Source organism: Streptomyces sp. NPDC029159, assembly GCF_055564055.1.
Genome location: NZ_JBVHWT010000004.1, coordinates 173,229 through 197,851 on the forward strand (window position 1 = coordinate 173,229; position 24,623 = coordinate 197,851).

Consider the following 24,623-nt stretch of genomic DNA (forward strand, 5'->3'; position numbering starts at 1 on the left):
GTACGGGCCCCTGCCCGCCTTCGCTCAGCCCCCGTACACCACCGTCACCGGCGCATGATCGCTCCACCGCATGTCATAGCTCTCCGCGCGCTCCACGAACGCCTTGGTCGCGCGGCGGGCGAGGCCGGGGGTGGCCATGTGGTAGTCGATGCGCCAGCCCGCGTCGTTGTCGAAGGCGCGGCCCCGGTAGGACCACCAGGAGTACGGGCCGTCGGTGTCCGGGTGCAGGGCGCGGACGACGTCGACGTAGCCGCCGGCGGTCTCGGAGAGGACCTCGGTCAGCCAGGCGCGTTCCTCGGGGAGGAAGCCGGACTTCTTGCCGTTGGCCTTCCAGTTCTTCAGGTCGGCCTCCTGGTGGGCGATGTTCCAGTCGCCGCAGACCAGCACCTCGCGGCCGTCCGCCGCCGCCCGGGCGCGCAGCTCGGTGAGGTACGGCAGGAATTCCTTCAGGAAGCGTTCCTTCTCGTTCTGGCGCTCGGTGCCGACCTCGCCGGACGGCAGGTAGAGCGAGGCCACCGTCACACCGGGCAGATCGGCCTCGACGTAGCGGCCGCTCGCGTCGAACTCCGCCGAGCCGAACCCGATCCGTACCGCGTCCGGCTCCCGCCGCGTGTAGAGCGAGACGCCCGCGCGGCCCTTCGCCTCGGCGGGGGCGTGCACGGTGTGCCAGCCCTCGGGGTCGCGGACCTCCGCCGGGATCTGGGCAGCCTCGGCGCGGACCTCCTGGAGGCAGAGCACGTCCGCGGCGGTCTCCGCCAGCCACGGTACGAAGCCCTTCTTGGCGGCGGCACGGATGCCGTTGACGTTCACGGTGGTCACGGTGAGCAAGGCGGGCTCCTCAGATTCGCAAGCGGCGGCGGCAGTCCCACGCGTTCCCCGTCACGGTGAGCATCCCGGCACGATACCCAGGCCACCGGGCCCGTCCGCAAAGCCACTCGCCCGGTCCGGCGGGCGCGCCGTACGCTTTCCGGAATGGAGACCGGTGTGGAGATACGTCCCGTTCGCTACGACCACCCCGACGCGGTGGTCCTCGACGCGCTGGTACAGCAGGAGTACGTCCGCCGCTACGGCGAGACGGACTTCACACCGCTCGACGCCGCCATGTTCGCCCCGCCGCGCGGCAGGTACCTGCTCGCGTACGACGGCGGCCGCCCGGTGGCCACCGGCGGCTGGCGCACCGAGGAGGACCCCGCCAAGGGGTACGCCGCCGGGGACGCCGAGATCAAGCGGATGTTCGTGATCGAGGAGGCCCGGGGGCGCGGCCTGGCCCGGCGCATCCTGGCCGCGCTGGAGGCCGACGCGCGGGCGGCGGGCCGCACCCGGATGGTGCTGGAGACCGGCACCGCACAGCCGGAGGCGCTGTCCCTGTACGCGTCCTGCGGATACCTGATGGTCCCCGAGCCGGAGAAGTTCGGGGAGTTCCGGACGTACGACGACAGCCGGTGCATGCGGAAGGCGCTGGTGTAGGGCCGCCGGCCGGCCTGTCGCGCGGCCTCGCCCCGCCCGCGGACCGGACCGTGACCGGCCGGCAAAGCGGTGGCCGCCCGCCCGGTTCCCCTGACACGATCCGGGGATGGCCACGTTGTTCCTGATGGTCGGCCTGCCGGGGGCCGGAAAGACCACGCGGGCCCGGCAGCTCGCCGCGGAGCACGGCGCGCTGCGCCTGACGCCCGACGACTGGATGATCCCCCTGTTCGGCACGGCGGAGGCGGACGGGAAGCGCGACGTGCTGGAGGGGTGCATGCTCCGGCTCGCCCTGGAGGCGGTCCGGCTGGGCACCGGCGTGGTGGTGGACTACGGCTGCTGGTCCCGGGACGAACGGTCCGCGATCCGCCGGCTGACGGAGGCCGAGGGCGCACGCTTCCGCATGGTGTATCTCCCGGTGGACGAGGAGACCCGACGCGCCCGGATCGCCCACCGCCGGGCCACCGCCCCCGAGGAGACGCTCCCGATGACCGAGGCCGACATCGCGTACGGGCGAGCGCACTTCGAGGAGCCCGACGCGGCGGAGCTGACAGGCCGCGGGATCGACGGCCCGCCTCCCGGCTGGGCGGACTGGCGGGCGTGGGCCGCCGACCGGTGGCCGTCGTTCTCGTAACCGTCTGAGCCACGCGCTCCGGGGGCGCCCGCGAGGGCCCGCACGCCACGCCCCGGGGCGACCCCCGCCACGCCCTCCCGCCGACCGCCCCCTCTCCCTGTTTGACAGGTCTCCGCCCACCTCTCCATACTCATTCCACTAATCAACTAGCTAAAGGGGTGAGCCGGGTGAGCGACCAGAGCCCATGGGCGATCGAGGCCGACGGCCTGGGGAAGAAGTACCGTCGCGGCTGGGCGCTGCAGGACTGCTCGTTCCGGCTCCCGGCGGGGCGTATCTGCGCGCTGGTCGGGCCCAACGGCGCCGGCAAGAGCACCTTCCTGGGCACCGCGACGCGGCTGGTGCAGCCGTCCACCGGCTCGCTGCGGCTGTTCGGGGTGCCGGTCTCCGACCCCGCGGTCCTCCAGCGGATCGCCTTCCTCGCCCAGGACAAGCCGCTCTACCCGCGCTTCACCGTGGCCGAGACGCTGCGGATGGGCCGCGAGCTGAACCCGGGCTGGGACCAGGCCCTGGCCGAGCGGATCGTGAAGTCGGGCAACGTCCCGTTCACCGCCAAGGTCGGCACCCTCTCCGGCGGCCAGCGCACCCGCGTCGCCTTCGCGCTGGCCTTCGGCAAGCGCCCCGACCTGCTGATGCTCGACGAGCCGATGGCCGACCTGGACCCGCTGGCCCGCCACGAGATGGCCGGGCTGCTGATGGCCGAGGCCGCCGAGCACGGCACGACCGTCCTGATGTCGTCCCACATGCTCTCCGAGATGGAGGACATGTGTGACTTCCTCCTCGTCCTCGCCGAGGGCCGGCTCCGGATGGGCGGCGCGACCGACGAGCTGGTCCCCGCGCACTCCCTGGTGACGGGCGTCGCCGCGGGCAACGGCGTCCCGGACGAGCTGTCGCGCCACCACACCGTCGTCGAATCCCGGGTCACCGGGCGGCAGTTCACCGCGCTGGTCCGCCCCGGCGGCCCGCTCTCCGACAGCTGGGACGTGCAGGTGCCGGGCCTGGAGGAGGTCCTGCTGGCCTACCTGCGGTCGCCGCAGGCGCCCACGCTGATCACGGACGAGGCCCGCCTCGACGCCCCGGCCGCCGGACGTGCGGCATGAGCACCGACATCCGGGCGGAGAACCGCCCCCGGTACGAGGGAAACGCCTCCGACATGAGCGACACCACCACCGGACGCGCCCCCGGCGGGCTGCTGCACGGTCTGCCCTGGCTGGTCTGGCGCCGCCACCGCGCGGCCCTGGTCGGCGGCGTCGCCGTCACCCTGCTGGCCTCCGCGTACTTCATCTACCAGCACTTCGCCGTCGTCGACTTCGTCCAGCAGTACGGCACCCAGCCCGGCGAAAGCGCCTCTCCGAAGTTCACCGACGAATTCGGCAGGATCTTCCGCGCCGGCGCCGGACTGCTGGCGTTCCTGCCCGCGCTCATCGGGCTCTTCCTCGGCGCCCCGCTGATCTCCGGTGAGCAGGAGCACGGCACGATCCGGCTGGTCACCACGCAGTCCGTCAGCCGCGCCCGGTGGCTCGCCGTGACGCTCGCGCTGCCGCTGGCCACCGTCGTGGTCTGCACCACCGCACTGTCGCTGTCCTACCGGTGGATGTGGCTTCCGGCCCACACCCTGGCGTTCAACGGTGACTGGCTGATCAGCGGACCGTTCGACGTCACCGGGCCGATGCTCCCGGCCATGTCGCTCTTCTTCGCGGTCTGCGGCATCGCCCTCGGCATGCTCCTCAAGCGCCTGATCACCGCGATGGTCGCCACCGTCGTCTTCATGGGCGCGTTCAGCATCGCCTGGGACCGCGTCCCCTCGCACCTGGGGGAGCTGCGGCACGCGTTCGTCCCGCTCGGCCACGAGGTGTCGCTCGCGCCGGACGCCATCAACATCGACAACTGGGTGGCCACCGCCGACGGCAAGCTCTACGGCTTCGGCACCTGCCTGGAATCCACCGACGCGGCCACCGACGCGTGCCGGGCGAAGCTGGGCATCACCCAGAGCGTCACCGACTACTTCGGCTTCGACCAGATGATGGGCATGCAATGGCGGGGATCGGCCATCCTGTTCGCACTGACCGCGGTGATCCTCGGGTTCGTCGCCTGGCGCGCCCACCGGCGGCCGCTCTGAGCGCCGACCGGCCCGTCGTCCCCGGTCACCAGCCGTGCCGCGCTTTGACAGCCGGTAGTGGTCGCACCATCATCAATCGGTCGGACCGTACGGAGTCCGGCCCCCGCGGCCTACGGTGGCAGTGGGGACGGCCGGGCCCGCGCGGGGCCGCCGGGCCGCGACGGGCGGAAGAGTCGGAGAGGTGGTGAGCGTGGTCGAGTTCCGGATCGACCGGCGCAGTGGCGTGGCCACCTACCTCCAGATCGTCCAGCAGGTCCAGCAGGCGCTGCGGCTGGGCATCCTGGTCGAAGGGGACCGCCTGCCGACGGCGGCGCAGGTCGCGGCCACCACCAAGGTCAATCCGAACACCACGCTGAAGGCATACCGCGAGCTGGAACGCGAGGGCCTGGTCGAGCCGCGCCCCGGCCTCGGCACCTTCGTCAGCCGCACCCTGGCCCGCCCGGAATCCGCGGCCGACACCCAACTCCGCGAGGAACTGCGCGCCTGGATGACCCGGGCCCGCACCGCCGGCCTCACCCGCGAGGACACCCAGGCGGAATTCACCTCGGTGTGGCAGGAGATGTATCCGGAGGGGGGGTGAGGGGCTGCGGCTCGCCTGCGGCCGGGGCCCGGAGGCCCGCCGGGCCCGGATCCCGGAACCCCGCCCCGCCTGGCCCGGACCGCCGGGCTCCTGCCCTTCGCTGCAACGCCCCTGAGAAGCCTCGTCGCTTCCGGGGGCGTTGTGGTTCCTACGGGGCCGGGGCGGTCGCTCCCCGGGGTACTCGCAGGGTGTTCGCACCGCCCGGCCGCGCGCTCCCGTTCGGCTCGTCGCCCGTTTCCCGCTCGGCTCGTCGCCCGTCCCCGCTTGACCCTTACGTCGCGTCAGGGCGCACCCTGTACGGGTGACGGGGGCGGCCCGCCCCGGACCCCTACGGGTGGTCCGGGGCTCCGCCGCGACGAGCCAGGACGGAAGGCGCCGCGATGAGCTACACGGTCGGCCAGGTCTCCCGCTTCGCGGGGATCACGGTGCGCACCCTGCACCACTACGACAAGGCCGGACTGCTCAGCCCGGGCGACCGCAGCCCGGCCGGGTACCGCCTCTACACCGACGCCGACCTCGCCCGGCTTCAGCGCATCCTCTTCTACCGCGAGCTGGGCTTCCCGCTCGACGAGATCACCGCCCTCCTCCGGGCCCCGGACGCCGACCTCCTCGACCGGCTGCGCGCCCGCCACCGCCGGCTCACCGAGGAGATCACCCGCCTCGGCCGCCTGGTCGAGGTCGCCGAGCGCGCCATGGAGGTCCAGCAGACCGGCGTACGGCTGACGCCCGACGAACGGTTCGAGGTCTTCGGCGAGGTCGCCTTCGACCTCAGCTACGCCACCGACGCCGAGCGCAAATGGCACGACAGCCCAGGTCACCGGCGTGCGATGGCCCGCGCCGACAGCCACACCAAGGAGGACTGGGCCCGCCTCATGGCCGAGGCCGCCGCCTGGCGCACCCGCCTCCTCGCCGCCCACGACGCCGAGGAACCCCCGGACGGCCCGACGGCGATGGACCTGGCCGAGGAACACCGCGCCCACATCAGCCGCTGGTTCACCCCCTGCCCCACCGACATGCACACCCGCATCGCCGACGACTTCCTCACCGACCCCCGCGCCTTCGCCCTCCTCGTCCCCCCATCGGAACAACGCCCCGGTCTCGCCTCCTACCTGCACACCGCCATCCACGCCAATGCGGTACGGGCACCGGGCACGGACACGGAGCCGCCCGAAACGGGGCGCCCGTCGCCATCGGGGGCGACGCCCGCACCCTGACCCCGGAGCGCGCGTCCGGGATACGCACGCCCTGCCAGCCGTGCCGCCGCGTGAAGTGGCCCCGCGTTCCCTGCGGTCGGCACCCTTCGCCCGGCCGCCCGGCGCCGCTCAGAGCGGACGGGGAGCGCCTGAGAGCGGACCGGCGCGCTCCGTCCCGGACGGGGTTTCCCGCAGAGCAGCCGGGTTCTCCCTTACGGGCTGGCAGAAGGCTCCTGTACGGGGCCAGGGGGCGACGGGGCGAACGTCCCTAGGGCCCGCCCTCTGCGGCCTGCCCCCGAAGCCCTTCCGCCCGACGCCGCCGTACGAGTCGGATGGACACCCCCTTACGGGGAGGCCAGTTGCTCCTACGGGCCGATCCGCGTCACCCGGGCCGCCCCCCAACCCACCGCCGCAACGGCTCCTCTCTTCGGGATCCGGGCTCAGTGGCACCGGGCTCCGTGGCCGGGGCTCCGGGCTCCGCGTTCCGGGACCGGGCCCGGACTTCGTGGCCCGGGCTCCGCCCGCTCACTCCCTCACTCCCTCACTCCCTCACTCCCTCACGGAAGGCAACACCATGAAGATCCTCCTCACCGCCGCCGGTTCGTACGGCGACGTCGCCCCGTACACCGGTATCGGCGCCGCCCTCATCGCCGCAGGTCACGAGGTGGCGATCGCCACGCACGACACCTTCGCCCCGCTCGTCCGCGCCGCCGGACCGGAGTTCCGGCGGCTACCCGCCGATCCGCACGCCCGGCGCCCCGACGACACCGGTCCCGGACGCGGCGATCGGCGGGCCCTGCTGCGTACCGCCGCCGCATTCGTCGACGAACTGGGCGCCGGCATGGCCGACGCCGTCACCCCGGACACGGAACTGCTGCTGCTCTCCACGACCACCGCCCCGCTCGGCCGCCACCTCTGCGAGGCCCACGGCATCCCCGCGCTCGATCTGCCCCTCCACCCGACCGCCCCCACCAGGGAGTTCGCCCCCGTGGTGTCCGGCGGCCGGAACCTGGGCCCCTGGGGCAACCGCCTCGCGGGCCGCCTCGCCCCCCGCATCGTCGACCGGCTGTACGCCGACGCGACCCGCGCCCTCCGCGCCCGCCTCGGCCTGCCGCCCGCCACCCCGGGCGCCGTCCGCCGCCGCTTCGAGGCGGCCCGGCCCCGGGTACTGCACGGCTTCAGCGAGGTCCTGCTGCCGCGCCCCGCCGACTGGCACCCCGGCCTCGACGTCGTCGGCAACTGGTGGCCCTGGCACGCCCCCGACGCCCAACTCCCGCCCGCCATCGAAGACTTCCTGGCCGACGGCCCTCCCCCGGTCTTCATCGGCTTCGGCAGCATGGCCGCCGGCGAAGGCGAACGCCTCGGCACCCTCGCCGTACAAGCCCTACGCCGCGCCAACCTCCGCGGCATCCTCCAATCAGGCACCGCAGGTCTGACCGGCCCCGGCGCCTCCTCCGCCCCCGACGACACCTGCCCCCACACCGGCCCTCACCCCGCCGACACCGGCACGGCCACAGGAGCACGCTCAGACACAGCCGCCAACGGCACTTCCTCTACGAGAACCCGCACCGGCATGGCAGCCCCCACCGCCGAGACGTGCACCCGTACCGCGCACACCCCACACCCCGCATCCCCCGCCACCCCGCGAACCGCATCCGACATCCTCACCATCGGGGAGATCCCGCACGCCCTGCTCTTCCCGCGCACCGCCGCGGTGGTGCACCACGCGGGCGCCGGGACCTCGGCCGCCGCGCTCCGCGCGGGCGTCCCGAGCGTGCCGGTACCGGTCACCGCCGACCAGCCGTTCTGGGCGGGCCGCCTGGCCACGGTGGGGGCGGCAACTCCCGCGATCCCGTTCGCCGCACTCTCCGACGACGAGGCCGCCGACCGGCTGGCCGCGGCGCTCCTCCGCGCCACCACCGAGCCCGCTCTCCGCACCCACGCCGCCGACGCCGCCCGCCGGATGGCCACGGAGGACGGCATCGCCGCCGTCGTCTCCGCCGTGGCACGCCTGGCCGGCTGACACCCCGCCGGGCCGGCTCGCGCCCCCAGCGCCCCACGGCCCCCGGCTACTCCCTCTTCGCCTCCCCCTCTTCCGCCGCACCGGAGCGCGTCCGCGCGCCCGCGCTCCGGGCCGTCTCCGCGATGTCCTGGAGCGCCGCCAGATGCTGGTTGAGCGCCAGCTCACCGGCGTCGGTGAGACCGAGCCAGGTACGGGGGCGCTTGCCCGCGTACCCCTTGCGGATGGCGACATAACCGGCGGCCTCCAGCGCCGACGCGGCCTTGCTGAGCACCGAGTCGGACACCTGGCAGGTGTCACGTACGGCGGCGAACTCCGCCTCGTCACAGGCCGAGAGGAAGGCCACCACCGCCAGCCGCGTCGGGTGATGGATCACCGCATCCAGCTGCGGAGCCCCGGACGCGCCGGGTCTGGCATCGCCGCTCACACCGCCCCCGGCTCGTCCCGCAGCCGCGCCAGCTCCTGCCGGGCAGCGGCGTTGCGCCATACGAAGTTGCCCCACACGCAGAGGGCACCGACCACGTACACGGCGAGGCGCGAGGCGCTCCCTCCGACCCCGAGCAGCAGCGCCGCACCCCAGGTCACCGCACACGCCACCGCAGTGATCAAGAGGCCGTACCGGCTGCGCCACAACCGGGCGGACAGAGGTACGTACCGCACCACTCCCGTGCGGCGCCTGGCGATCCACCGCACCGTGCAGGCCGCCACCAGACCGGCGAGCGTCACCACCAGCGCCAGCAGGGCCGGGAAACCCTGCTGGTCCCAGCTCCAGCTCTGCACGGCGCCGATCCCCACCACGATCAGCGCGCCCACCGGCCCGAACCACGCGGGGAAGATGCGCGCCTGAACCTCGGCCCGCGCCCGGGCCGCCTCCGCCTCCCGCAGCCCGCTCGTCGCATCCAGCGCGAGGGCCTCCGCCCCGCCGCCCGGTACACCTTCCTGCGCCGCCATCACGCTCGCCACCCCTCTCCCCGGCACCCCGACCGGGCACCGAACGTCGTACACCCCACCCTGCCACACACTTTCCACAGCGGAAAATACTTTCCCGAGAGAGGCCCGGTCCCACCCCGCCCGTCAACTCACCCTGGACGGCCCCGAGGTGTCGACGGCCAGCGTGACGGCGAGCGTCCCCAACACCGCACCCATCACGTACCGCTGCACCTTCAGCCAGGAAGGGCGACGCGCGAGGAAGGCGGCTATCGCTCCGGCCGCCAGGACGATGACAAGGTTCACCGCGACGCTCACCGCGATCTGGACCGCACCGAGGGCCAGTCCCTGGAACAGCACATGCCCCTCGTCCAGATCGATGAACTGCGGTATCAGCGAGAGGTACATGACGGCGATCTTCGGGTTGAGCAGATTCGTCATCAGCCCCATGGCGAAGAGCTTGCGAGGTGAGTCCGGCGGCACCTCCTGCGGCGAGAAGACCGCCGGCCCACCCGGCTTCAGGGCATTCCACGCCAGGTAGGCGAGGTAGGCCGCGCCCGCCAACTTCACCGCGACATACAGCTCGGGCACGGCGAGAAAGACGACCGACAGCCCCAGATTGGCGGCGAGCAGATACACCAGAAAGCCCAGCGCCACCCCGCCCAGCGAGATCATCCCGGCCCGCCGCCCCTGGGTGATGCTCCGGGAGACGAGATAGATCATGTTCGGCCCGGGCGTGAGCACCATGCCCAGCGCCACCGCCGACACCCCGAGAACTCCGCTCAACTCCAGCATGAAACCTCCTCGTTCAGGAAAACCCGTCCCACGCCGATCGGTTGCATGACCGCCCCTCGGATCGCGCCCCCATAGGGACGCCACCAAGCAGCCGACCGAAATACCCACCCCGCCTCAGACCAATCAGGAGCGAAAAAGAACATTGCACCGAGGCGCGACCACCACCAACACACCTGCACACTGCGGATTCACGGCATCACGACCGCCACCACAGGACCCTAGAAGCACCCCCACCTCGGCGCAATAAAAACATTGCACCGAGTGCAATATCCCCATACTCTGACCGTCGGGCCCAACAGACCAACCCACCGCCCGGACAACGAAACGACAGGAAGAGCGCCATGCAGGACTACCGGAGCGTCGCCGACGCGGTGGCCGAGGAGATCCGGACCGGTGCGCTCCGGCCCGGCGACCGCCTCCCCCCACAGCGCACCTTCGCGCGGAAGTACGGCATCGCCGCCTCCACCGCGACCCGCGTCTACCGGGAACTGGCCCGGCGCGGCCTGACCGTCGGCGAGGTGGGCCGCGGCACCTTCGTCCGCGCCGAGTCCACGGCCCCGGCCGCCTCCCCCGCGCTCACCGAACCCGGCGGAAGCCGCATCGACATGGAGCTGAACTACCCCGTCGCCCCCGACCAGAGCGCCCTCCTCGCCGCCGGACTCGGCGGACTGCTGCGCCCCGACGGCCTCGCGTACGCGCTGCAACCGGTCGGCACGGCCGGGCTCCCCGCCGTACAGGAGTCAGCCGCCGACACCCTCGCCCGCGGCGGCTGGCGCCCCGACCCGGCGCGGATCCTCTTCGCCGGGAACGGCCGGCAGGCCCTCGCCGCCGCCGTCACCGCCCTGGTGCCGCCCGGCGGACGACTCGGCGTCGAGGAATTGACCTACCCGGTCGTGAAGGCCGTCGCCGCCCGCCACGGCATCACCCTCGTACCGCTGACCATGGACGACGCCGGGCTGGTCCCCGAGGCCGTCGCGGAGGCCCATGCCGCCGCCCCGCTGCACGCCGTCTACGTCCAGCCCCGGCTGCACAACCCGCTCTCGCTCACCATGCCCGACGCCCGGATGGCGCACCTGGCCGAGACCCTGCTCCGGCTCGGTCTCCCCGCGATCGAGGACGCCGTCTGGGCCTTCCTCCGCGACGAACTCCCGCCGCTGGCCGCCCACGCCCCCGAACGCACCGTCCTGATCGACAGCCTCTCCAAACGCGCCGCCCCCGGCCTGACCCTCGGCTTCCTGGTCGCGCCCGCCGCGCTGGGCGGCGTACTCTCCGCCGCGCTCCGGTCCGGCGGCTGGTCCCCCATGCGGTTCGCCCTGGAGGCCGCCCACCGCTGGCAACAGGACGGCGTCCTGGCCACCCTGGTGGCCGCCAAGCAGCAGGAGGCGACGGAACGCCAGAAGCTCGCGGCCCGGCACCTCGACGGGTTCGACGTACAGGGCGACCCCCGCTCGTACCACTGCTGGTGGCGGCTACCCCGCCCGTGGCGCGCCGAGACGTTCGTCGCCGCCGCGGCCCGGCACGGCATCGGTGTGGTGCCCGCCGCCGCGTTCACCGTCGGCCGCGCCCACGCCCCCAACGCCCTCCGCCTCGGCCTCGCCTCCCCCCGATCGGACGTCCTCACCCAGGCCCTCACCACCCTCGCCGACCTCGCCCGCAGCTCCCCGGAGGGGCTCGTCGACGACTGACCTCACCCCGGAAGCAGAACCGAAGAACCCCCTCAGTGATCCACCCCGGCCCCGACAAGCCGAACGGCGTGGGCTTCCACAAGATGCCTGCCTGGCCCGAGCCCCGCGACAACGCCCCGCAGTGGCGCGAGTGGGAGGTCCGCAGCGACCTGGTCGCGGCGAGAAATACCAGGTATGCGCCTACGTGATCACGGCCGGCAGTTCCGGCCCGAACATCAGGGGCCAGGCCACGACAGGTCTTCAACACGGCGTCATCTACCGGTGAGCGACCAGGCTCCGTGCCTACGCCCCAGCCACCGCCGCCCGATCCCGCACGGGACCCGTGACCCTCATCACTCCGTCCCGAGGGGCGGAGGCTCGACAGCCAGGCGGATACCCGTTTCTCCCGCCAAGTTGAGCAGAGCACAAAAGAGCCGGTCACGAGATTTCTCGTGACCGGCTCCGTCGGTGGACCTGAGGGGATTCGAACCCCTGACCCCCTCGTTGCGAACGAGGTGCGCTACCAGCTGCGCCACAGGCCCTTGCGACGAGTGAAACTCTAGCACCTTGATGGCGGTGCTCGGAAATCGCTTCCCGTGCTGGTCAGCGCGGGGGCTACTCGTTCGCGGCGCGCGGGCGGTCGTAGTCGTCCGGGTCGGCGGCGGCGTGGTCGGCGGGTGCCGGGGAGGCGTACTGGTCGAACAGCGGGGTGCGGCCCCGGGGGCGGCGGGACGCGGTGGGCTGGTCCTGGCGCGGGGGTTCGGGGTGCTCGGCGGCGGCGCTGGAGCGGGCGGAGCTCCAGGCGTCGTCGGCGTCGAGGTCGACGTGACTGGTGGCGCGGGGGGCGACCGGGGCGGTGACGTAGGTGGGGAGCGGTACGGGGACCGGCTCCCAGCTGCCGGGGGCCGGGTGGGGGCGCTCCCGTTCGCGCTGCTGGTCGACCCACTCGGCGTGGTCGGTCTCCTCCACGAGGGCGCGGCGGCCGGCCGTCTGGGCGGGCTCGGGGCGCGGCTCCGGGTGGGGTTCGGCCGGGGCGTCAGCGACGGGGTCGGCCGGGTGGTCGGCGGCGGGCGGCTGGTCCGCCGCCCGCGGAGGGCGGGGGCGGCCTTCCCGCAGCCGTTGCGCCGCCGCCTCCGCCTTGCGCTGGTCCATGGTGAAGGTGAAGCGGCGGCGCTCCTGGGTGCGGAGGTAGACGATGTACGCACTCAGCAGGAGGGCGGGGGCGGCGGGGGCCCAGAGGAAGGCGGTGCCGCCGACCGCGGCGACGACCGCGCCGACGGTGAAGGTGAGGAAGAGGACCGTGATGGTGCGCCGGCGGCGGGCGAGGACCTTGGCCCGCTTGGCGCGCTCGGTGAGCGAGGGGCGCGACGGGTGAGCGGCGACCCGGGTACGGGGGTCGGTCGCGGGGTCGCCGGGGGGCCGGACGTCGGCCCCGTCGGGCCGGTGGTCCGGTTCCTGCTCGTCGGCGGCATCGTCGGCGAGGCCGTCCTGCTCCTTGTCGTAGCGGCGCTGCATGGCCGCACGGCCGGAGAGGAGACGGATGGCCGTACTGAAGCGCTCCGTGGGACGCGCTTCGTTCAGCTCGTCCTGCCTACGGAGCCACATCGGCACCAAGTAGGCAGCCCAGGCCCCGACGATGACTGCGTAGATGAGGCCGCTGCTTCTCACGACTCACACGGTAGAGGGGTTTGCGGGGGGCCATCCGCCAATTGGGCCGGTGTGTCGCACGATCTGGCTGATATCTCGAACTTTTTTTGTGATTGTTGAGATCAGCACTCTCCGAATGTGGGTATTCGGTGGATTAATTCGAACAGGTATTTCATTTGTGGGATGTGCTGGGCTTCTGCCGTCGCCAGCGGTTCAGCAGGCCGTCCGGCACCTCTTCCGCGGTCAGCGCGAATACGGCGTGGTCACGCCAGGCGCCGTCGATGTGCAGATAGCGCGGCCGCAGCCCCTCCTCGCGGAATCCGAGTTTCTCCACGACGCGGCGGCTGGGGGCGTTCTCCGGACGAATGCACACCTCGATGCGGTGCAGCCCGACGCTGTGGAAGCAGTGGTCGACGGCGAGTGCGACGGCGGTCGGAATGACGCCACGGCCGGCGACCTCCTGGTCGACCCAGTAGCCGATATGGCCCGAGCACATCGAGCCCCAGGTGATCCCGGCGACGGTGAGCTGACCGACCAGACGGCCCCGGTACTCGACGACGAACGGCAGCATCCGGCCCGCGTACGCCTCCGCCCGCAGATGGCGGACCATCTGACGGTAGGTCGGGCGGTGCGGTACGGGGATGCCGGGCGGGGGCGGCGGGACCGTCGCCTCCCAGGGACGCAGCCAGTCGCGGTTGCGGCGGTTGACCTCGCGCCAGGCCCGCTGGTCGCGCAGTTTTATCGGCCGGAGGGTGACGTCGTTGTCCGTGAGGACGACCGGCCAGGGCGCGTTCAGTGGGTACTCCGCGGAGGTCTGGGGTGATCGCCGCCGCGGATCTGGTCGACGGCGTGCGGCAGGAGGTCGGCGAGAACGGCGAGGCCGTCGCGTACGCCGCCGGTCGAGCCGGGGAGGTTGACGATGAGGGTGGTGCCGGCGACCCCGGCCAGACCACGGGAGAGGACCGCGGTGGGCACCGCCTCGCGGCCCGCGGCGCGCAGCGCCTCCGGGATGCCGGGAATGTCGCGGTCGAGGACGGCGCGGGTGGCCTCGGGGGTGCGGTCGGTGGGCGAGATGCCGGTGCCGCCGGTGGTGAGGACGGCGTCGTACCCGGCGGCGACGGCCTCGCGGAGGGCCTGTTCGACGGGGTCGCCGTCCGCGACGACGCGCGGGCCGTCGACCGTGAAGCCCATGGCCGTCAGCCCCTCGACGAGCAGCGGGCCGCCCTTGTCGGGGTAGACGCCGGCGGCCGCGCGGTTGGAGGCGGTGACGACGAGGGCGCGCGGGGCGGTCATCCGCGGCTCCAGTCGCCGGACTTGCCGCCGGTCTTCGTCTCGACCCGGACGTCGGTGATCACGGCCGCCTTGTCGACGGCCTTGACCATGTCGACGACGGTGAGCGCGGCGACGGAGACCGCGGTGAGGGCCTCCATCTCGACGCCGGTGCGGTCGGTGGTGCGGACCGTGGCGGCGATCTCGACGGCGTCGTCGGCGACGGTGAGGTCGACGGTGACGCCCGAGACGGCGAGCGGGTGGCAGAGCGGGATCAGCTCCGGGGTCCGCTTGGCGCCCATGATCCCGGCGATCCGTGCGGTGGCCAGCGCATCGCCCTTGGGTAGGCCCTCGCCCCGGAGCAACGCGACGACCTGCGGCGACACCAGGACGCGGCCGGTGGCGCGCGCGGTGCGGGCGGTGACGTCCTTCGCCGTGACGTCGACCATCCGGGCGGCTCCCGCCGCGTCGAGATGGGTGAGATGTTGCTGGCCGCTGTTCATCGTTCTCCTGCTCCACACTGCCGCCTGTGCGACGACACCGTACCCCTGGGGCACGAGGGCTAGGTCCTGTCGTCACACTCCCGTCGTCGCCCGAAGGGCGGCCTCGCGGCGTCTGGTGCGTGCGATCGCAAGGCGGAGGGTCGCCCCGGTACCGGGTGTACCGGGACGATCCCGACAACGCGGCGAGCGTGCGTGCCAGGCGTCGCGAGGCAGACGGGAGTGTGACGACAGGGCCTAGCCGAGCAGGACGACCTCGACGTCGCCGCCCGCGGCCACCTCGGTGGTGTCCTCGGGGACGACGATCAGGGCGTTGGCGTGGGCGAGTGCGCCGATGAGGTGGGAGCCGGTGCCGCCGACGGGGGTGACCGTGCCGGCGTCCCGGTCGTAGGAGCCGCGCAGGAACTGGCGGCGGCCCTCCGGGGAGCCGGTGATCGCCTCGGTGCACTCGGCGGGGACGGTGGCGCGGTGCACGTCGGGCAGGCCCATCAGCGTACGGATGGCGGGGCGGACGAAGAGTTCGAAGGAGACGTAGGCGCTGACCGGGTTGCCGGGGAGGGCGAGCAGCGGGATGCGGTCGGGGCCGATGAGGCCGAAGCCCTGGGGCTTGCCGGGCTGCATGGCGAGCCGACGGAACTCGACGCTGCCCTCCTCGGCGGAGAGGTCGGTGAGCGTCTCCTTGACCACGTCGTACGCGCCGACGCTGACGCCGCCGCTGGTGACCAGCAGGTCGGCGCGGATGAACTGGTCCTCCAGGGTGGCGCGGAGGATGTCGGGGTCGTCGGCGACGGCGCCGACGCGGTAGGCGATGGCGCCGGCGTCCCGGGCCGCGGCGGTGAGCTGGAAGCTGTTGGAGTCGTGGATCTGGCCGGGGCCCAACGTCTCGCCGGGCTGGACCAGTTCGCTGCCGGTGGACAGCACGACGACACGGGGGCGGGGCCGGACCCGGACGGTGCCGCGGCCGATGGCGGCGAGCAGGCCGATCTGCGGCGGGCCGAGGACCGTACCGGCGCGCAGGGCGCGCTCCCCGGCGCTGACGTCGCTGCCCGCGGCGCGGATGTGGGCGCGGGCGGCGGCCGGGCGGTGCACCCGGACCTCGCCGGAGGCGCCCGCGGGGGATGCGCCGTGGGCCGCCATGGAGTCGGCGGGGCCGCCGCCGCTGCCGCCGTCGGTCCACTCGACGGGGACGACGGCCTCGGCGCCGGGCGGGAGGGGCGCGCCGGTCATGATGCGGGCGGCCTGGCCGGGGCCGACGGCGGGCAGCTCGCCGCTGCCCGCCGCGACGTCCCCGATGACGGTGAGGGTGGCGGGGAACTCCTCCGTGGCGCCCTCGACGTCGGCGACGCGGACCGCGTAGCCGTCCATGGAGCTGTTGTCGAACGGCGGGAGGGCGGCCGGGACGGTGACGTCCTCGACCAGGACGCACCCCTGGGCGTCGAGCAGCTGCAGCTCGATCGGGTCCAGGGGGCGGACCTTGGCGAGGACGTCGTCGAGATGGTCGGCCACCGACCAGACACGGTGCGGACGGCGGGTCGGGTCGGTGGTACCGCTCAAGGCCCTACAACTCCTCGGTGACGTAACTGCGCAGCCAGGTCCGGAACTCCGGGCCCAGGTCCTCACGTTCGCATGCCAGTCTGACAATGGCACGGAGGTAATCGCCGCGGTCGCCGGTGTCATAGCGGCGGCCCTTGAAGACGACGCCGTGCACCGGGCCGCCCAGGGACGGGTCGGCGGCGAGCGTCTGGAGGGCGTCGGTGATCTGGATCTCGCCGCCGCGACCGGGGGCGGTCTCGCGCAGTACGTCGAAGACGGCCGGGTCGAGGACGTAGCGGCCGATGATGGCGAGGTTGGAGGGGGCCTGCGCCACGTCGGGCTTCTCGACCAGGTCGGAGACGACCACGACGTCGTCGTCGCCCGTGGGGGTCGCGGCGGCGCAGCCGTAGAGATGGATCTGGGCCGGGTCGACCTCCATGAGGGCGATGACGGAGCCGCCGTGCCGCTCCTGTATGTCGATCATGCGCTGGAGCAGCGGGTCGCGCGGGTCGATGAGGTCGTCGCCGAGGAGGACGGCGAAGGGCTGGTCGCCGACGTGCGGGGCGGCGCAGAGGATGGCGTGGCCGAGGCCCTTGGGGTCGCCCTGGCGGACGTAGTGCATGGTCGCCAGGTCGCTGGATTCCTGGACCTTGCCGAGGCGGGATTCGTCGCCCTTGCGGTGCAGCGCCTCTTCCAGCTCGTAGTTGCGGTCGAAGTGGTCCTCCAGGGGCCGCTTGTTGCGGCCGGTCACCATGAGGACGTCGGAGAGGCCGGCGGCGGCCGCCTCCTCCACCACGTACTGGATGGCGGGCTTGTCGACAACCGGCAGCATCTCCTTGGGGGTGGCCTTCGTGGCGGGGAGAAAGCGGGTGCCGAGGCCGGCCGCCGGGATGACAGCCTTGCTGATCCGGGGGTGCGATGGGGTCATGCGCAGAACGATAACCGGCTCAAACGGAAGGATGATGAGTGTCCGGTGAATACTGCCCGAGAGCGGGAGCAAGGCCACACGGTGAGCGTGCATCACAGTAGGAAACAGAGGTTGCGGCGCCATCTCCTGGAGGTGAGGAGAGCGTTGCCGGCCGATGTCGCGGCGGTTTCCGGGGCGGAGCTGGCCCGTCGGGCGCTGGAGCTGGCGGAGCTGGCGGACGCCGGGACGGTCGCGGCGTACGTGTCGGTGGGGCGCGAGCCGTCCACCCGCGCGCTGCTGGAGCGGCTGCACGGGGCGGGGACGCGGGTGCTGCTGCCGGTGCTGCTGCCCGACAACGATCTGGACTGGGCGGTCTACGAGGGCGCCGAGCGCCTGGTGAAGGCGGGCCGAGGGCTGCTGGAGCCGGCCGGGCCTCGGCTGGGCCCCGAGGCGGTGACGGCGGCGGACACGGTGTTGCTGCCGGGCCTCGCGGTGGACCGGCACGGGCTGCGGCTGGGCCGTGGCGGCGGCTCGTACGACCGGGTACTGGCGCGGCTGGAGCGGGCCGGTGCGCAGCCGGCGACGGTGGTGCTGCTCCACGACGGCGAGGTGCTGGACGAGGTCCCGGCGGAGGCGCACGACCGGCCGGTGGACGCGGCGGTGACGCCGTCGGGGGTGTGGCGGTTCGCGGCGCGGGAGTGAGCGGGGACATCGATTTCCGGCCGTCGGGTATTGACCGGAAATGGCTGCTGCCGCGGCGACGGAAACGGCCCCGGCCCCCGTCCGCATCGTGCGGGCGGGGGCCGGGGCCGTTCGGCTCAGGTGCTCACGGGGTGAGCGTCAGCGTGTCCTTCGTGCCCTTCTTGACCGCGGCGTCACCGAAGGCCCAGGGGAGCAGTTCGCCCTTGGCCCACTTGTCGGTCTGGTCGTAGTAGTGGGCGTCGTAGGCGTGGCCGGAGGCGCCGGTGAGGTTGATCCAGCGGGACTTGTCGAGGTCGGCGAGGTTGACGACCATCCGCATGGACGGGACCCAGGTGACGCCGTAGCCGCCGGAGGCGTTCCAGCCGGTGGCGTTGACCGCCGCCTCGCCGCCGCCGACGTTCCACGGGCCGCGGTTGAAGAGCCCCTGGAGGGGGCCGGGGCCCGCGGTGCCCAGCGTCTGGTTCTTCAGGAACAGCTGGTGCAGCCGGCCCCAGGTCCAGTTGTCGATGTTCTTGCCGAGCTTGGAGGTCAGCTCGTAGCGGGCGTCCTTCATGGCGTGGGCGAGGAGCTGGTCGCGGTTCTTGTCGCCGGGGTGGCCGGGCAGGTCCTCGGTCTTCCACCAGGCGTTGTTCGGGTCGTCGAGGATCGCGCGGACCACCTCGTACCAGCGGTCGCCGCCGTCGGGCTGGGCCATGTCGGGGGCGCGCTCACCGCATTCGCGGACGAACTTGTCGAGGTCGTCGACGGGCCCGCTGCCCTCGGCCGGGCGGACGGTCAGGCACTCGCCCTTGACCCGCAGCTCCTTGGGCATCTTGTTGCCGAAGGCCAGCTTGAGGAGGTTGCGCCAGACGCCGTTGAAGTAGGCGGCGGCCGCGGAGTCCGGCTCCTGGGTGAAGTCCCAGCCGTCGAGGAGCTGCTGCGCCTCGCGGACGTACGGGTCGGAGATGTTGACCTTGGTGAGGTACGGCGTCAGGATCCGGGCGATCTGGCTGCTGTTGTCCTGCTGGAAGCTCTGCATGTCATCCGTGGAGACCTTGCCGCCGTCCTTGATCTTCGACTGGATGAGGTCGTTGATCCGCTGGCTGCGGGCGCCGTAGCCCCAGTCCTTGGTCAGCAGGTAGGGGTACTTCTTCTCGTCGACGACGGCCTGGTTGGCGGTGACGATGTAGCCGCGGTCGGGGTTGTACTCCCAGGGGAGCGCGGACTGCGGGATGTAGCCGGTCCAGCGGTAGGCCGGGTCCCAGCCGGGGGCCGGGAGGGAGCCGTCGCCCTTGCCGCGGACGGGGATGCGGCCGGGGGCCTGGTAGCCGATGTTGCCCTTGGTGTCGGCGTAGATGAGGTTCTGCGAGGGGACCTCGAAGTCGGCGGCGGCCTTGCGGAAGCTCGTCCAGTCCTTGGCGCGGTTCAGCTCGAAGACGGCGTCCATGGAGGTGCCGGGGTCGAGCGCGGTCCAGCGCAGCGAGATCGCGTAGCCGTCGCCGCGGTCGGGGGCGGCGTTGCCGACGGGGGCCCGCTTGCCGACGGTGGCCAGCTCGCCGTTCCGGTCGGAGACTATGGGCCCGTTGTCGGTGGCGCGGACGGTGATCTCGCGGCTCGGTCCGCCGGCGACCTTGATGGTCTCCTTGCGGGTGGTGAAGGGGCGGCGGCGGCCGTCGTGGAGGTAGCCGTCGGTGGTGACCTTCTCCAGGTACAGGTCGGTGACGTCGGCGCCGAGGTTGGTCATGCCCCAGGAGACGTCCTGGTTGTGGCCGATGATCACGCCGGGCATGCCGGAGAAGGTGTAGCCCGCCACGTCGTAGTTGCACTTCGGGCCGGTGGTGCGGCAGTGCAGGCCCATCTGGTACCAGAGCGAGGGCATCTGCGGGGCGAGGTGCGGGTCGTTGGCGAGCAGCGGCTTGCCGGTGGTGGTGTGGGCGCCGGAGACGACCCAGGAGTTGGAGCCGATGCCGTTGCCGTTCGGGCCGAGCAGCGCCGGGATCTTGTCGAGCGAGGTGGAGAGCGCGGAGAGCCCGGACTGGAGATCGTGGGCGGCGCCGGCGGGGGTGCCGTTCGCGGTGTTGCCGGGGCCGCTGCCCTTGGGGTCGAACTCCTTGGTGACGGGGTTGACCGCACCGCCCTCGACTATCGGCTTGTTCCGCTTGGACGGGTAGGCCGGGTACAGCTCGGCGATCTGCTGCGGGGTGAGACGGCTCGTCATCAGCGAGCGGTCGATCTCTTCCTGCATGTTGCCGCGCAGATCCCAGGCCATGGCCTTGAGCCAGGCGACCGAGTCGACGGGCGTCCACTTCTCGGGCTTGTAGTCGTTCTGGAAGTCCAGCGCCGCGTACTCCAGGGAGAGCGCCGCGCCCTCGTGGTCCTTGAGGTAGGCGTTGACGCCCGCGGAGTATGCCTGGAGGTACTTCTTGGTGGCCGGCGACAGCTTGGTGTCGTACTCCTGCTGTGCGACGCGGTGCCAGCCCATCGTCCGCAGGAAGGCGTCGGTGTCGACCTGGTCCTTGCCGAACATCTCGGAGAGGCGGCCGGCCGTCATGTGGCGGCGGACGTCCATCTCCCAGAAGCGGTCCTGCGCCTGGACGTAGCCCTGGGCGCGGAAGAGGTCCTCGTCGGAGTCGGCGTAGATCTGGGGTATCCCGTGCGCGTCGCGGCGGACGTCGACGGGGTCGGTCAGGCCCGCGAGCTTGAGCGACCCGGTGGTCTGCGGGAACGACGCCCGCACGGTGTTCACCCCCCAGAAGGCGCCGAACGCGATGCCCGCCACGAGCAGCAGCACGACCGCGACGGCGACGAGGCGGCCGCGCCGCCCCTTCTTCTTTTTGGGGGCTGGGCCGGTCTTGTTGGCGGGCATCTCTGTCCTTCGAGGGGCAGGGTGGGAGTGCTGGAGCAACGATAGGCCCCCCAGTCGGGCGACCCCTACGCGGAGTCATGACCAGCGCACCCAAGATTCAAGTAATGGTAAATTGTTAGCCTCAGTAACTAGATACGGTAAGGATTACGCCAGGGAAAGACCCCGGACCCGGCACCGGACCGCGCGCGGAAGGACCAGCTCCTGACTGTCGACCATCTCAACCAACTCCTGCTGCTCTGCTCGCTCGTACTGCTCGTCGCGGTGGCCGCGGTACGGCTCTCCTCGCGCAGCGGGCTGCCCAGCCTGCTCATCTACCTCGGGATAGGCATCGCCCTCGGGCAGGACGGCCTGGGCGGCGTGGACTTCAGCAACGCCGAGCTGACCCAGCTGCTCGGCTACGCCGCCCTCGTCGTGATCCTCGCCGAGGGCGGCCTCGGGACGAAGTGGAAGGAGATCCGGCCCGCGCTGCCCCGCGCGGCGCTGCTCTCCACGCTCGGCGTCGCGGTGAGCGTGGGGGTCACCGCGGCGGGGGCGCACTATCTCGCCGGGCTGGAGTGGCGTCAGGCGCTGCTGATCGGCGCGGTGGTGTCGTCGACGGACGCCGCCGCGGTCTTCTCCGTGCTGCGCTCGGTGCCGCTGCCGCCCCGCCTGACGGGTGTGCTGGAGGCCGAGTCCGGCTTCAACGACGCCCCGGTGGTCATCCTCGTCGTCGCCTTCTCGGCCGCCGGACCGGTCGAGCACTGGTACGTCCTGATCGGCGAGATCGCCCTGGAGCTGGCGATCGGCGCGGCGGTCGGACTGGCCGTCGGCTGGATCGGCGCGTTCGGGATGCGGCACGTGGCGCTGCCCGCCTCGGGTCTGTACCCGATCGCCGTGATGGCCATCGCGGTCTCGGCGTACGCCGCGGGCGCACTGGCGCACGGCTCGGGCTTCCTCGCCGTCTACCTGGCCGCGATGCTCCTCGGCAACGCCAAGCTGCCGCACGCCGCGGCGACCCGCGGCTTCGCCGAAGGGCTGGGCTGGATAGGCCAGATCGGCATGTTCGTCCTGCTGGGCCTGCTGGTGACGCCGCACAACCTCCTCGACGACATCGTCCCCGCGCTGCTGATCGGCCTGATCCTGACCGCCGTGGCCCGGCCGCTGTCGGTCTTCCTCGGGCTGCTGCCGTTCCGGGTGCCGTGGCGGGAGGAGGCGCTGCTGTCCTGGGCCGGGCTGCGCGGTGCGGTGCCCATCGTCCTCGCCACCATCCCGATGGTCGGCCACGTCCCGGGCAGCGAACGCGTCTTCAACATCGTCTTCGTCCTCGTCGTGGTCTACACCCTCGTCCAGGGGCCGACGCTGCCGTGGCTGGCGCGGCGGCTGCGGCTGGGTGAGGGCGAGGAGGCGGCCGACCTCGGCATCGAGTCGGCGCCGCTGGAGCGGCTCCGCGGCCATCTGCTCTCCACCTCGATCGGCGCCACCTCCCGGATGCACGGCGTGGAGGTCGGGGAGCTGCGGATGCCGTCCGGCGCCGCCGTCACCCTCGTCGTCCGGGACGGCACGAGCTTCGTGCCGACGCCGACGACGGTGCTGCGCCGCGGCGACGAGCTGCTGGTCGTCGCCACCGACCAGGTCCGCGACGCGGCGGAGAAGCGGCTCCAGGCCGTCTCCCAGGGCGGCAAGCTCGCCGGCTGGCTGGGCACCGTGGCCGAGGCGCCGGTGGAGGCGGTGCGCCGCCGCGGACGGCGGAAGACGCCCGCCACCGCCGGCGGCCGGAGCGCCCCTCGCGACTGACGGATCGGTGCGCCGCCCCGGTGTGCGGCGGCGCACCACCGATCCGAAGGCGAGCCCCGTGAAGCCCTGGCCGATCCCAGGGCTTCACCCGTACCGGCCTGTACAATCCCCTCAGCACATCGACGAACCACTCTGCCTGATGCAGAGCTGGCGCGACCGCTCGGCGGCCGCGGCCCGGTGCGGGCCACGCGGTATCACTCGGTCCTGCGCGAGAGGACAGCTCTCGGCGCACCACCCGTGAGCACTCGCGGCCGTGCGCTACCAGGCAGCGGAAAGGCCCGGCCGTGGCATCCGCGGTCAAGGACTCCCGTCCCGGATACGGACAACTGCTGCGCACCCCCGGTGCGTGGACCTTCCTGCTGCCCGGCTTCCTGGCCCGGCAGCCCTTCGCCATGCTGACGATCTCCATCGTCCTGCTGGTCGAGCACACCACCGGCTCGTACGGCACCGCCGGTACGGTCTCGGCGACGACCGGCGTCGCGATGGCGCTGTTCGCCCCGCAGAGCGGCAAGCTCGCCGACCGGTTCGGGCAGCGCGCGGTGCTGGTGCCCGGCGTGCTGGTGCATGTCGCGGGTATCGCCGCGCTGATCACGCTGGCCCTGTCGCACGCTCCCCTGTGGGCGCTGCTCGCCGTCGCGGTGCCCACGGGCGCCTCCACGCCGCAGGTCGGCCCGATGGTGCGGGCCCGCTGGGCGGCCCGGCTGGGCGGCAGTCCGCTGCTGCCGACGGCGGCGGCGTTCGAATCGGTCACCGACGAGTTCACCTTCGTGGTCGGTCCGGTGCTGGCCACGGCGCTGTGCACCGGCGTCCACCCGGCCGCCGGACTGGTCGCCGAGGCGGCGCTGACGCTGGTCGGCGGGTTGCTCTTCGCGGCGCAGCGGCGCAGCCAGCCGCCGGTCCACCGCGGCCACGAAGGGGATGCGCCGCGCGTCTCGGCGCTGTCGGTGTCCGGCGTGCGGGTGCTGATCGTGGCGTTCCTCGGCATCGGCGCGGTCTTCGGCGGTATGCAGGTCACGCTGACCGCGTTCACCCAGGACATCGGCCGCCCCGGCATCAACGGCGTCCTCTACGGCATCTTCGCGGCAGGCAACATGCTCGCCGGTATCGCGTGCGGCGCCATCGCCTGGAAGACCGGCCCGCGCCGCCGGCTGCTCGTCGCCTACGGGCTGCTGGCGCTGGCCACCGTCCCGCTGTGGGCGATCACGGCGGTACCGCTGCTGGCGGCGAACGGCCTGGTCATCGGCTTGTGCATCGCCCCGGCGCTGATCACCGGCTACACCCTGGTGGAGTCGCTGGTCCCGGCGGGCGCCCGTACGGAGGCGTTCACCTGGCTGACCGGCGCGGTGGCGCTGGGCCAGGCCGCGGCGGCGACGTCGGCGGGCCGGCTGGCCGACGCCTACGCGCCGAGCAGCGGCTTCCTGGTGCCGCTGGCCGGTACCGCGCTGGCCGCGGCGGTGCTGCTGGCGCTGCGCTCGCGGCTGCTGCCCCGGGGGGCGAGCCGCGTGGTGACGCCGTCCGCGGCGGCCTCGGACGAGGCGGCGGAGCGTGGAGTCGGTCACCGTACGGCGGCCACAGTGGACTGACGGGCCGGAATACTGCACTATGGATCGTCGTTAGCACTCATCGAGTGAGAGTGCCAGGAGGAAGACAAGTGCCGACCTACCAGTACCAGTGCACCGAGTGCGGCCAGGGCCACGAGGCGGTGCAGAAGTTCACCGACGACGCGCTCACCGAGTGCCCCAGCTGCCAGGGACGCCTCAAGAAGGTGTTCTCCGCGGTCGGCATCGTCTTCAAGGGCTCCGGCTTCTACCGCAACGACAGCCGCGGCTCGTCGTCCAGCAGCAGCCCGGCGAAGTCCTCCTCTTCCTCGACGAGCACGTCCGACTCCTCGTCGTCCGGCTCCGGCTCGGACTCGAAGTCGTCCGGTACGTCGTCCAGCACGCCGTCCTCGTCGGCGAGCAGCACCTCGGGCTCGGCGAGCAGCAGCTCCGCCGCCTGATCCCCGCTTTTCCGGACCCCCGCCGTCGCACCGACGGCGGGGGTCTCGTGCGTAT

Annotated in this window: 24 protein-coding genes and 1 tRNA gene; 13 read left to right on the forward strand and 12 right to left on the reverse strand. The window is 72.7% G+C overall.

Features of this window, described 5'->3' with window-relative positions; genetic code table 11:
- Positions 1 to 24: 24 nt before the first annotated feature.
- Entirely contained in the window at positions 25 to 828 is an 804-nt protein-coding gene (locus ACZ4U4_RS10365) for an exodeoxyribonuclease III (protein ID WP_467871310.1), read from the reverse strand.
- A gap of 156 nt (positions 829 to 984) precedes the next feature.
- Between ACZ4U4_RS10365 and ACZ4U4_RS10370 the strand changes: the two genes are divergently transcribed.
- From ACZ4U4_RS10370 to ACZ4U4_RS10400, 7 genes are all read left to right on the forward strand, one after another.
- Positions 985 to 1,467, forward strand: a complete 483-nt coding sequence (locus ACZ4U4_RS10370; RefSeq protein ID WP_467872078.1) for a GNAT family N-acetyltransferase — start codon at positions 985 to 987, stop codon at positions 1,465 to 1,467.
- Between the two features lie 106 nt (positions 1,468 to 1,573).
- Complete coding sequence (locus tag ACZ4U4_RS10375; protein ID WP_467871313.1) at positions 1,574 to 2,098, forward strand: P-loop nucleotide/nucleoside kinase family protein; 525 nt, start codon at positions 1,574 to 1,576, stop codon at positions 2,096 to 2,098.
- Positions 2,099 to 2,265: 167 nt separating this feature from the next.
- Entirely contained in the window at positions 2,266 to 3,195 is a 930-nt protein-coding gene (locus ACZ4U4_RS10380; protein WP_467871316.1) for an ABC transporter ATP-binding protein, read from the forward strand.
- Positions 3,192 to 4,214, forward strand: coding sequence for an ABC transporter permease (locus tag ACZ4U4_RS10385; RefSeq protein WP_467871318.1), 1,023 nt, complete (start codon positions 3,192 to 3,194; stop codon positions 4,212 to 4,214). Before ACZ4U4_RS10380 ends, ACZ4U4_RS10385 begins: the two co-directional genes overlap by 4 nt.
- Positions 4,215 to 4,395: 181 nt before the next feature.
- A complete protein-coding gene (locus tag ACZ4U4_RS10390) occupies positions 4,396 to 4,794 on the forward strand; it encodes a GntR family transcriptional regulator (RefSeq protein ID WP_030282050.1) in 399 nt (132 codons plus the stop codon).
- A gap of 380 nt (positions 4,795 to 5,174) precedes the next feature.
- Positions 5,175 to 6,008, forward strand: coding sequence for a MerR family transcriptional regulator (locus ACZ4U4_RS10395; protein WP_467871322.1), 834 nt, complete (start codon positions 5,175 to 5,177; stop codon positions 6,006 to 6,008).
- Between the two features lie 553 nt (positions 6,009 to 6,561).
- Positions 6,562 to 8,010 carry a glycosyltransferase gene (locus tag ACZ4U4_RS10400; protein ID WP_467871325.1) on the forward strand — a complete coding sequence of 483 codons (1,449 nt, stop codon included), beginning with the start codon at positions 6,562 to 6,564 and terminating at the stop codon, positions 8,008 to 8,010.
- Between the two features lie 46 nt (positions 8,011 to 8,056).
- On the opposite strand, the gene ACZ4U4_RS10405 is transcribed toward ACZ4U4_RS10400, so the two are convergent.
- From ACZ4U4_RS10405 to ACZ4U4_RS10415, 3 genes are all read right to left on the reverse strand, one after another.
- A complete protein-coding gene (locus tag ACZ4U4_RS10405) occupies positions 8,057 to 8,434 on the reverse strand; it encodes a transcriptional regulator (RefSeq protein WP_467871328.1) in 378 nt (125 codons plus the stop codon).
- On the reverse strand, positions 8,431 to 8,958 hold the full coding sequence (locus ACZ4U4_RS10410) for a hypothetical protein (protein ID WP_467871330.1): 528 nt from the start codon (positions 8,956 to 8,958) through the stop codon (positions 8,431 to 8,433). Before ACZ4U4_RS10410 ends, ACZ4U4_RS10405 begins: the two co-directional genes overlap by 4 nt.
- A gap of 123 nt (positions 8,959 to 9,081) precedes the next feature.
- Positions 9,082 to 9,729 carry a LysE family translocator gene (locus ACZ4U4_RS10415; protein ID WP_467871332.1) on the reverse strand — a complete coding sequence of 216 codons (648 nt, stop codon included), beginning with the start codon at positions 9,727 to 9,729 and terminating at the stop codon, positions 9,082 to 9,084.
- A 341-nt stretch (positions 9,730 to 10,070) separates the two neighbouring features.
- Here ACZ4U4_RS10415 and ACZ4U4_RS10420 point away from each other — a divergent pair, with 341 nt between their 5' ends.
- Positions 10,071 to 11,414, forward strand: coding sequence for an aminotransferase-like domain-containing protein (locus tag ACZ4U4_RS10420; RefSeq protein WP_467871335.1), 1,344 nt, complete (start codon positions 10,071 to 10,073; stop codon positions 11,412 to 11,414).
- Between the two features lie 35 nt (positions 11,415 to 11,449).
- Positions 11,450 to 11,602, forward strand: coding sequence for a hypothetical protein (locus tag ACZ4U4_RS10425; RefSeq protein ID WP_467871337.1), 153 nt, complete (start codon positions 11,450 to 11,452; stop codon positions 11,600 to 11,602).
- 260 nt (positions 11,603 to 11,862) lie between these two features.
- On the opposite strand, the gene ACZ4U4_RS10430 is transcribed toward ACZ4U4_RS10425, so the two are convergent.
- The 7 genes from ACZ4U4_RS10430 to galU all read right to left on the reverse strand — a co-directional run bounded on the left by ACZ4U4_RS10430 (position 11,863) and on the right by galU (position 17,270).
- A tRNA-Ala gene (locus ACZ4U4_RS10430) sits at positions 11,863 to 11,935 on the reverse strand.
- Between the two features lie 73 nt (positions 11,936 to 12,008).
- A complete protein-coding gene (gene sepX / locus ACZ4U4_RS10435) occupies positions 12,009 to 13,061 on the reverse strand; it encodes a divisome protein SepX/GlpR (protein ID WP_467871339.1) in 1,053 nt (350 codons plus the stop codon).
- A gap of 151 nt (positions 13,062 to 13,212) precedes the next feature.
- Positions 13,213 to 13,836, reverse strand: a complete 624-nt coding sequence (locus tag ACZ4U4_RS10440; RefSeq protein ID WP_467872081.1) for a GNAT family N-acetyltransferase — start codon at positions 13,834 to 13,836, stop codon at positions 13,213 to 13,215.
- On the reverse strand, positions 13,833 to 14,333 hold the full coding sequence (locus ACZ4U4_RS10445) for a MogA/MoaB family molybdenum cofactor biosynthesis protein (RefSeq protein ID WP_467871342.1): 501 nt from the start codon (positions 14,331 to 14,333) through the stop codon (positions 13,833 to 13,835). The genes ACZ4U4_RS10440 and ACZ4U4_RS10445 overlap by 4 nt, the downstream gene beginning before the upstream one ends.
- Positions 14,330 to 14,812 carry a cyclic pyranopterin monophosphate synthase MoaC gene (gene moaC, locus ACZ4U4_RS10450; RefSeq protein ID WP_467871345.1) on the reverse strand — a complete coding sequence of 161 codons (483 nt, stop codon included), beginning with the start codon at positions 14,810 to 14,812 and terminating at the stop codon, positions 14,330 to 14,332. The genes ACZ4U4_RS10445 and moaC overlap by 4 nt, the downstream gene beginning before the upstream one ends.
- A 234-nt stretch (positions 14,813 to 15,046) precedes the next feature.
- A complete protein-coding gene (glp, locus tag ACZ4U4_RS10455) occupies positions 15,047 to 16,363 on the reverse strand; it encodes a molybdotransferase-like divisome protein Glp (RefSeq protein ID WP_467871348.1) in 1,317 nt (438 codons plus the stop codon).
- 4 nt (positions 16,364 to 16,367) lie between these two features.
- Complete coding sequence (gene galU, locus ACZ4U4_RS10460; RefSeq protein ID WP_467871350.1) at positions 16,368 to 17,270, reverse strand: UTP--glucose-1-phosphate uridylyltransferase GalU; 903 nt, start codon at positions 17,268 to 17,270, stop codon at positions 16,368 to 16,370.
- A gap of 111 nt (positions 17,271 to 17,381) precedes the next feature.
- On the opposite strand from galU, the gene ACZ4U4_RS10465 reads away from it, so the two are divergent.
- Positions 17,382 to 17,951 (forward strand): 5-formyltetrahydrofolate cyclo-ligase, encoded by a 570-nt coding sequence (locus ACZ4U4_RS10465; RefSeq protein WP_467871352.1) that lies wholly within the window; start codon positions 17,382 to 17,384, stop codon positions 17,949 to 17,951.
- A gap of 124 nt (positions 17,952 to 18,075) precedes the next feature.
- On the opposite strand, the gene ACZ4U4_RS10470 is transcribed toward ACZ4U4_RS10465, so the two are convergent.
- A complete protein-coding gene (locus ACZ4U4_RS10470; RefSeq protein ID WP_467871355.1) occupies positions 18,076 to 20,796 on the reverse strand; it encodes a penicillin acylase family protein in 2,721 nt (906 codons plus the stop codon).
- Between the two features lie 261 nt (positions 20,797 to 21,057).
- Between ACZ4U4_RS10470 and ACZ4U4_RS10475 the strand changes: the two genes are divergently transcribed.
- The 3 genes from ACZ4U4_RS10475 to ACZ4U4_RS10485 all read left to right on the forward strand — a co-directional run bounded on the left by ACZ4U4_RS10475 (position 21,058) and on the right by ACZ4U4_RS10485 (position 24,568).
- Positions 21,058 to 22,569 carry a potassium/proton antiporter gene (locus ACZ4U4_RS10475; RefSeq protein WP_467871358.1) on the forward strand — a complete coding sequence of 504 codons (1,512 nt, stop codon included), beginning with the start codon at positions 21,058 to 21,060 and terminating at the stop codon, positions 22,567 to 22,569.
- 284 nt (positions 22,570 to 22,853) lie between these two features.
- Positions 22,854 to 24,152 carry an MFS transporter gene (locus ACZ4U4_RS10480; protein WP_467871360.1) on the forward strand — a complete coding sequence of 433 codons (1,299 nt, stop codon included), beginning with the start codon at positions 22,854 to 22,856 and terminating at the stop codon, positions 24,150 to 24,152.
- Positions 24,153 to 24,220: 68 nt separating this feature from the next.
- The gene (locus ACZ4U4_RS10485; RefSeq protein WP_467871363.1) at positions 24,221 to 24,568 is read left to right on the forward strand and encodes an FmdB family zinc ribbon protein; all 348 of its coding nucleotides are present in this window, start codon (positions 24,221 to 24,223) and stop codon (positions 24,566 to 24,568) included.
- The last annotated feature ends 55 nt before the right edge of the window (positions 24,569 to 24,623 follow it).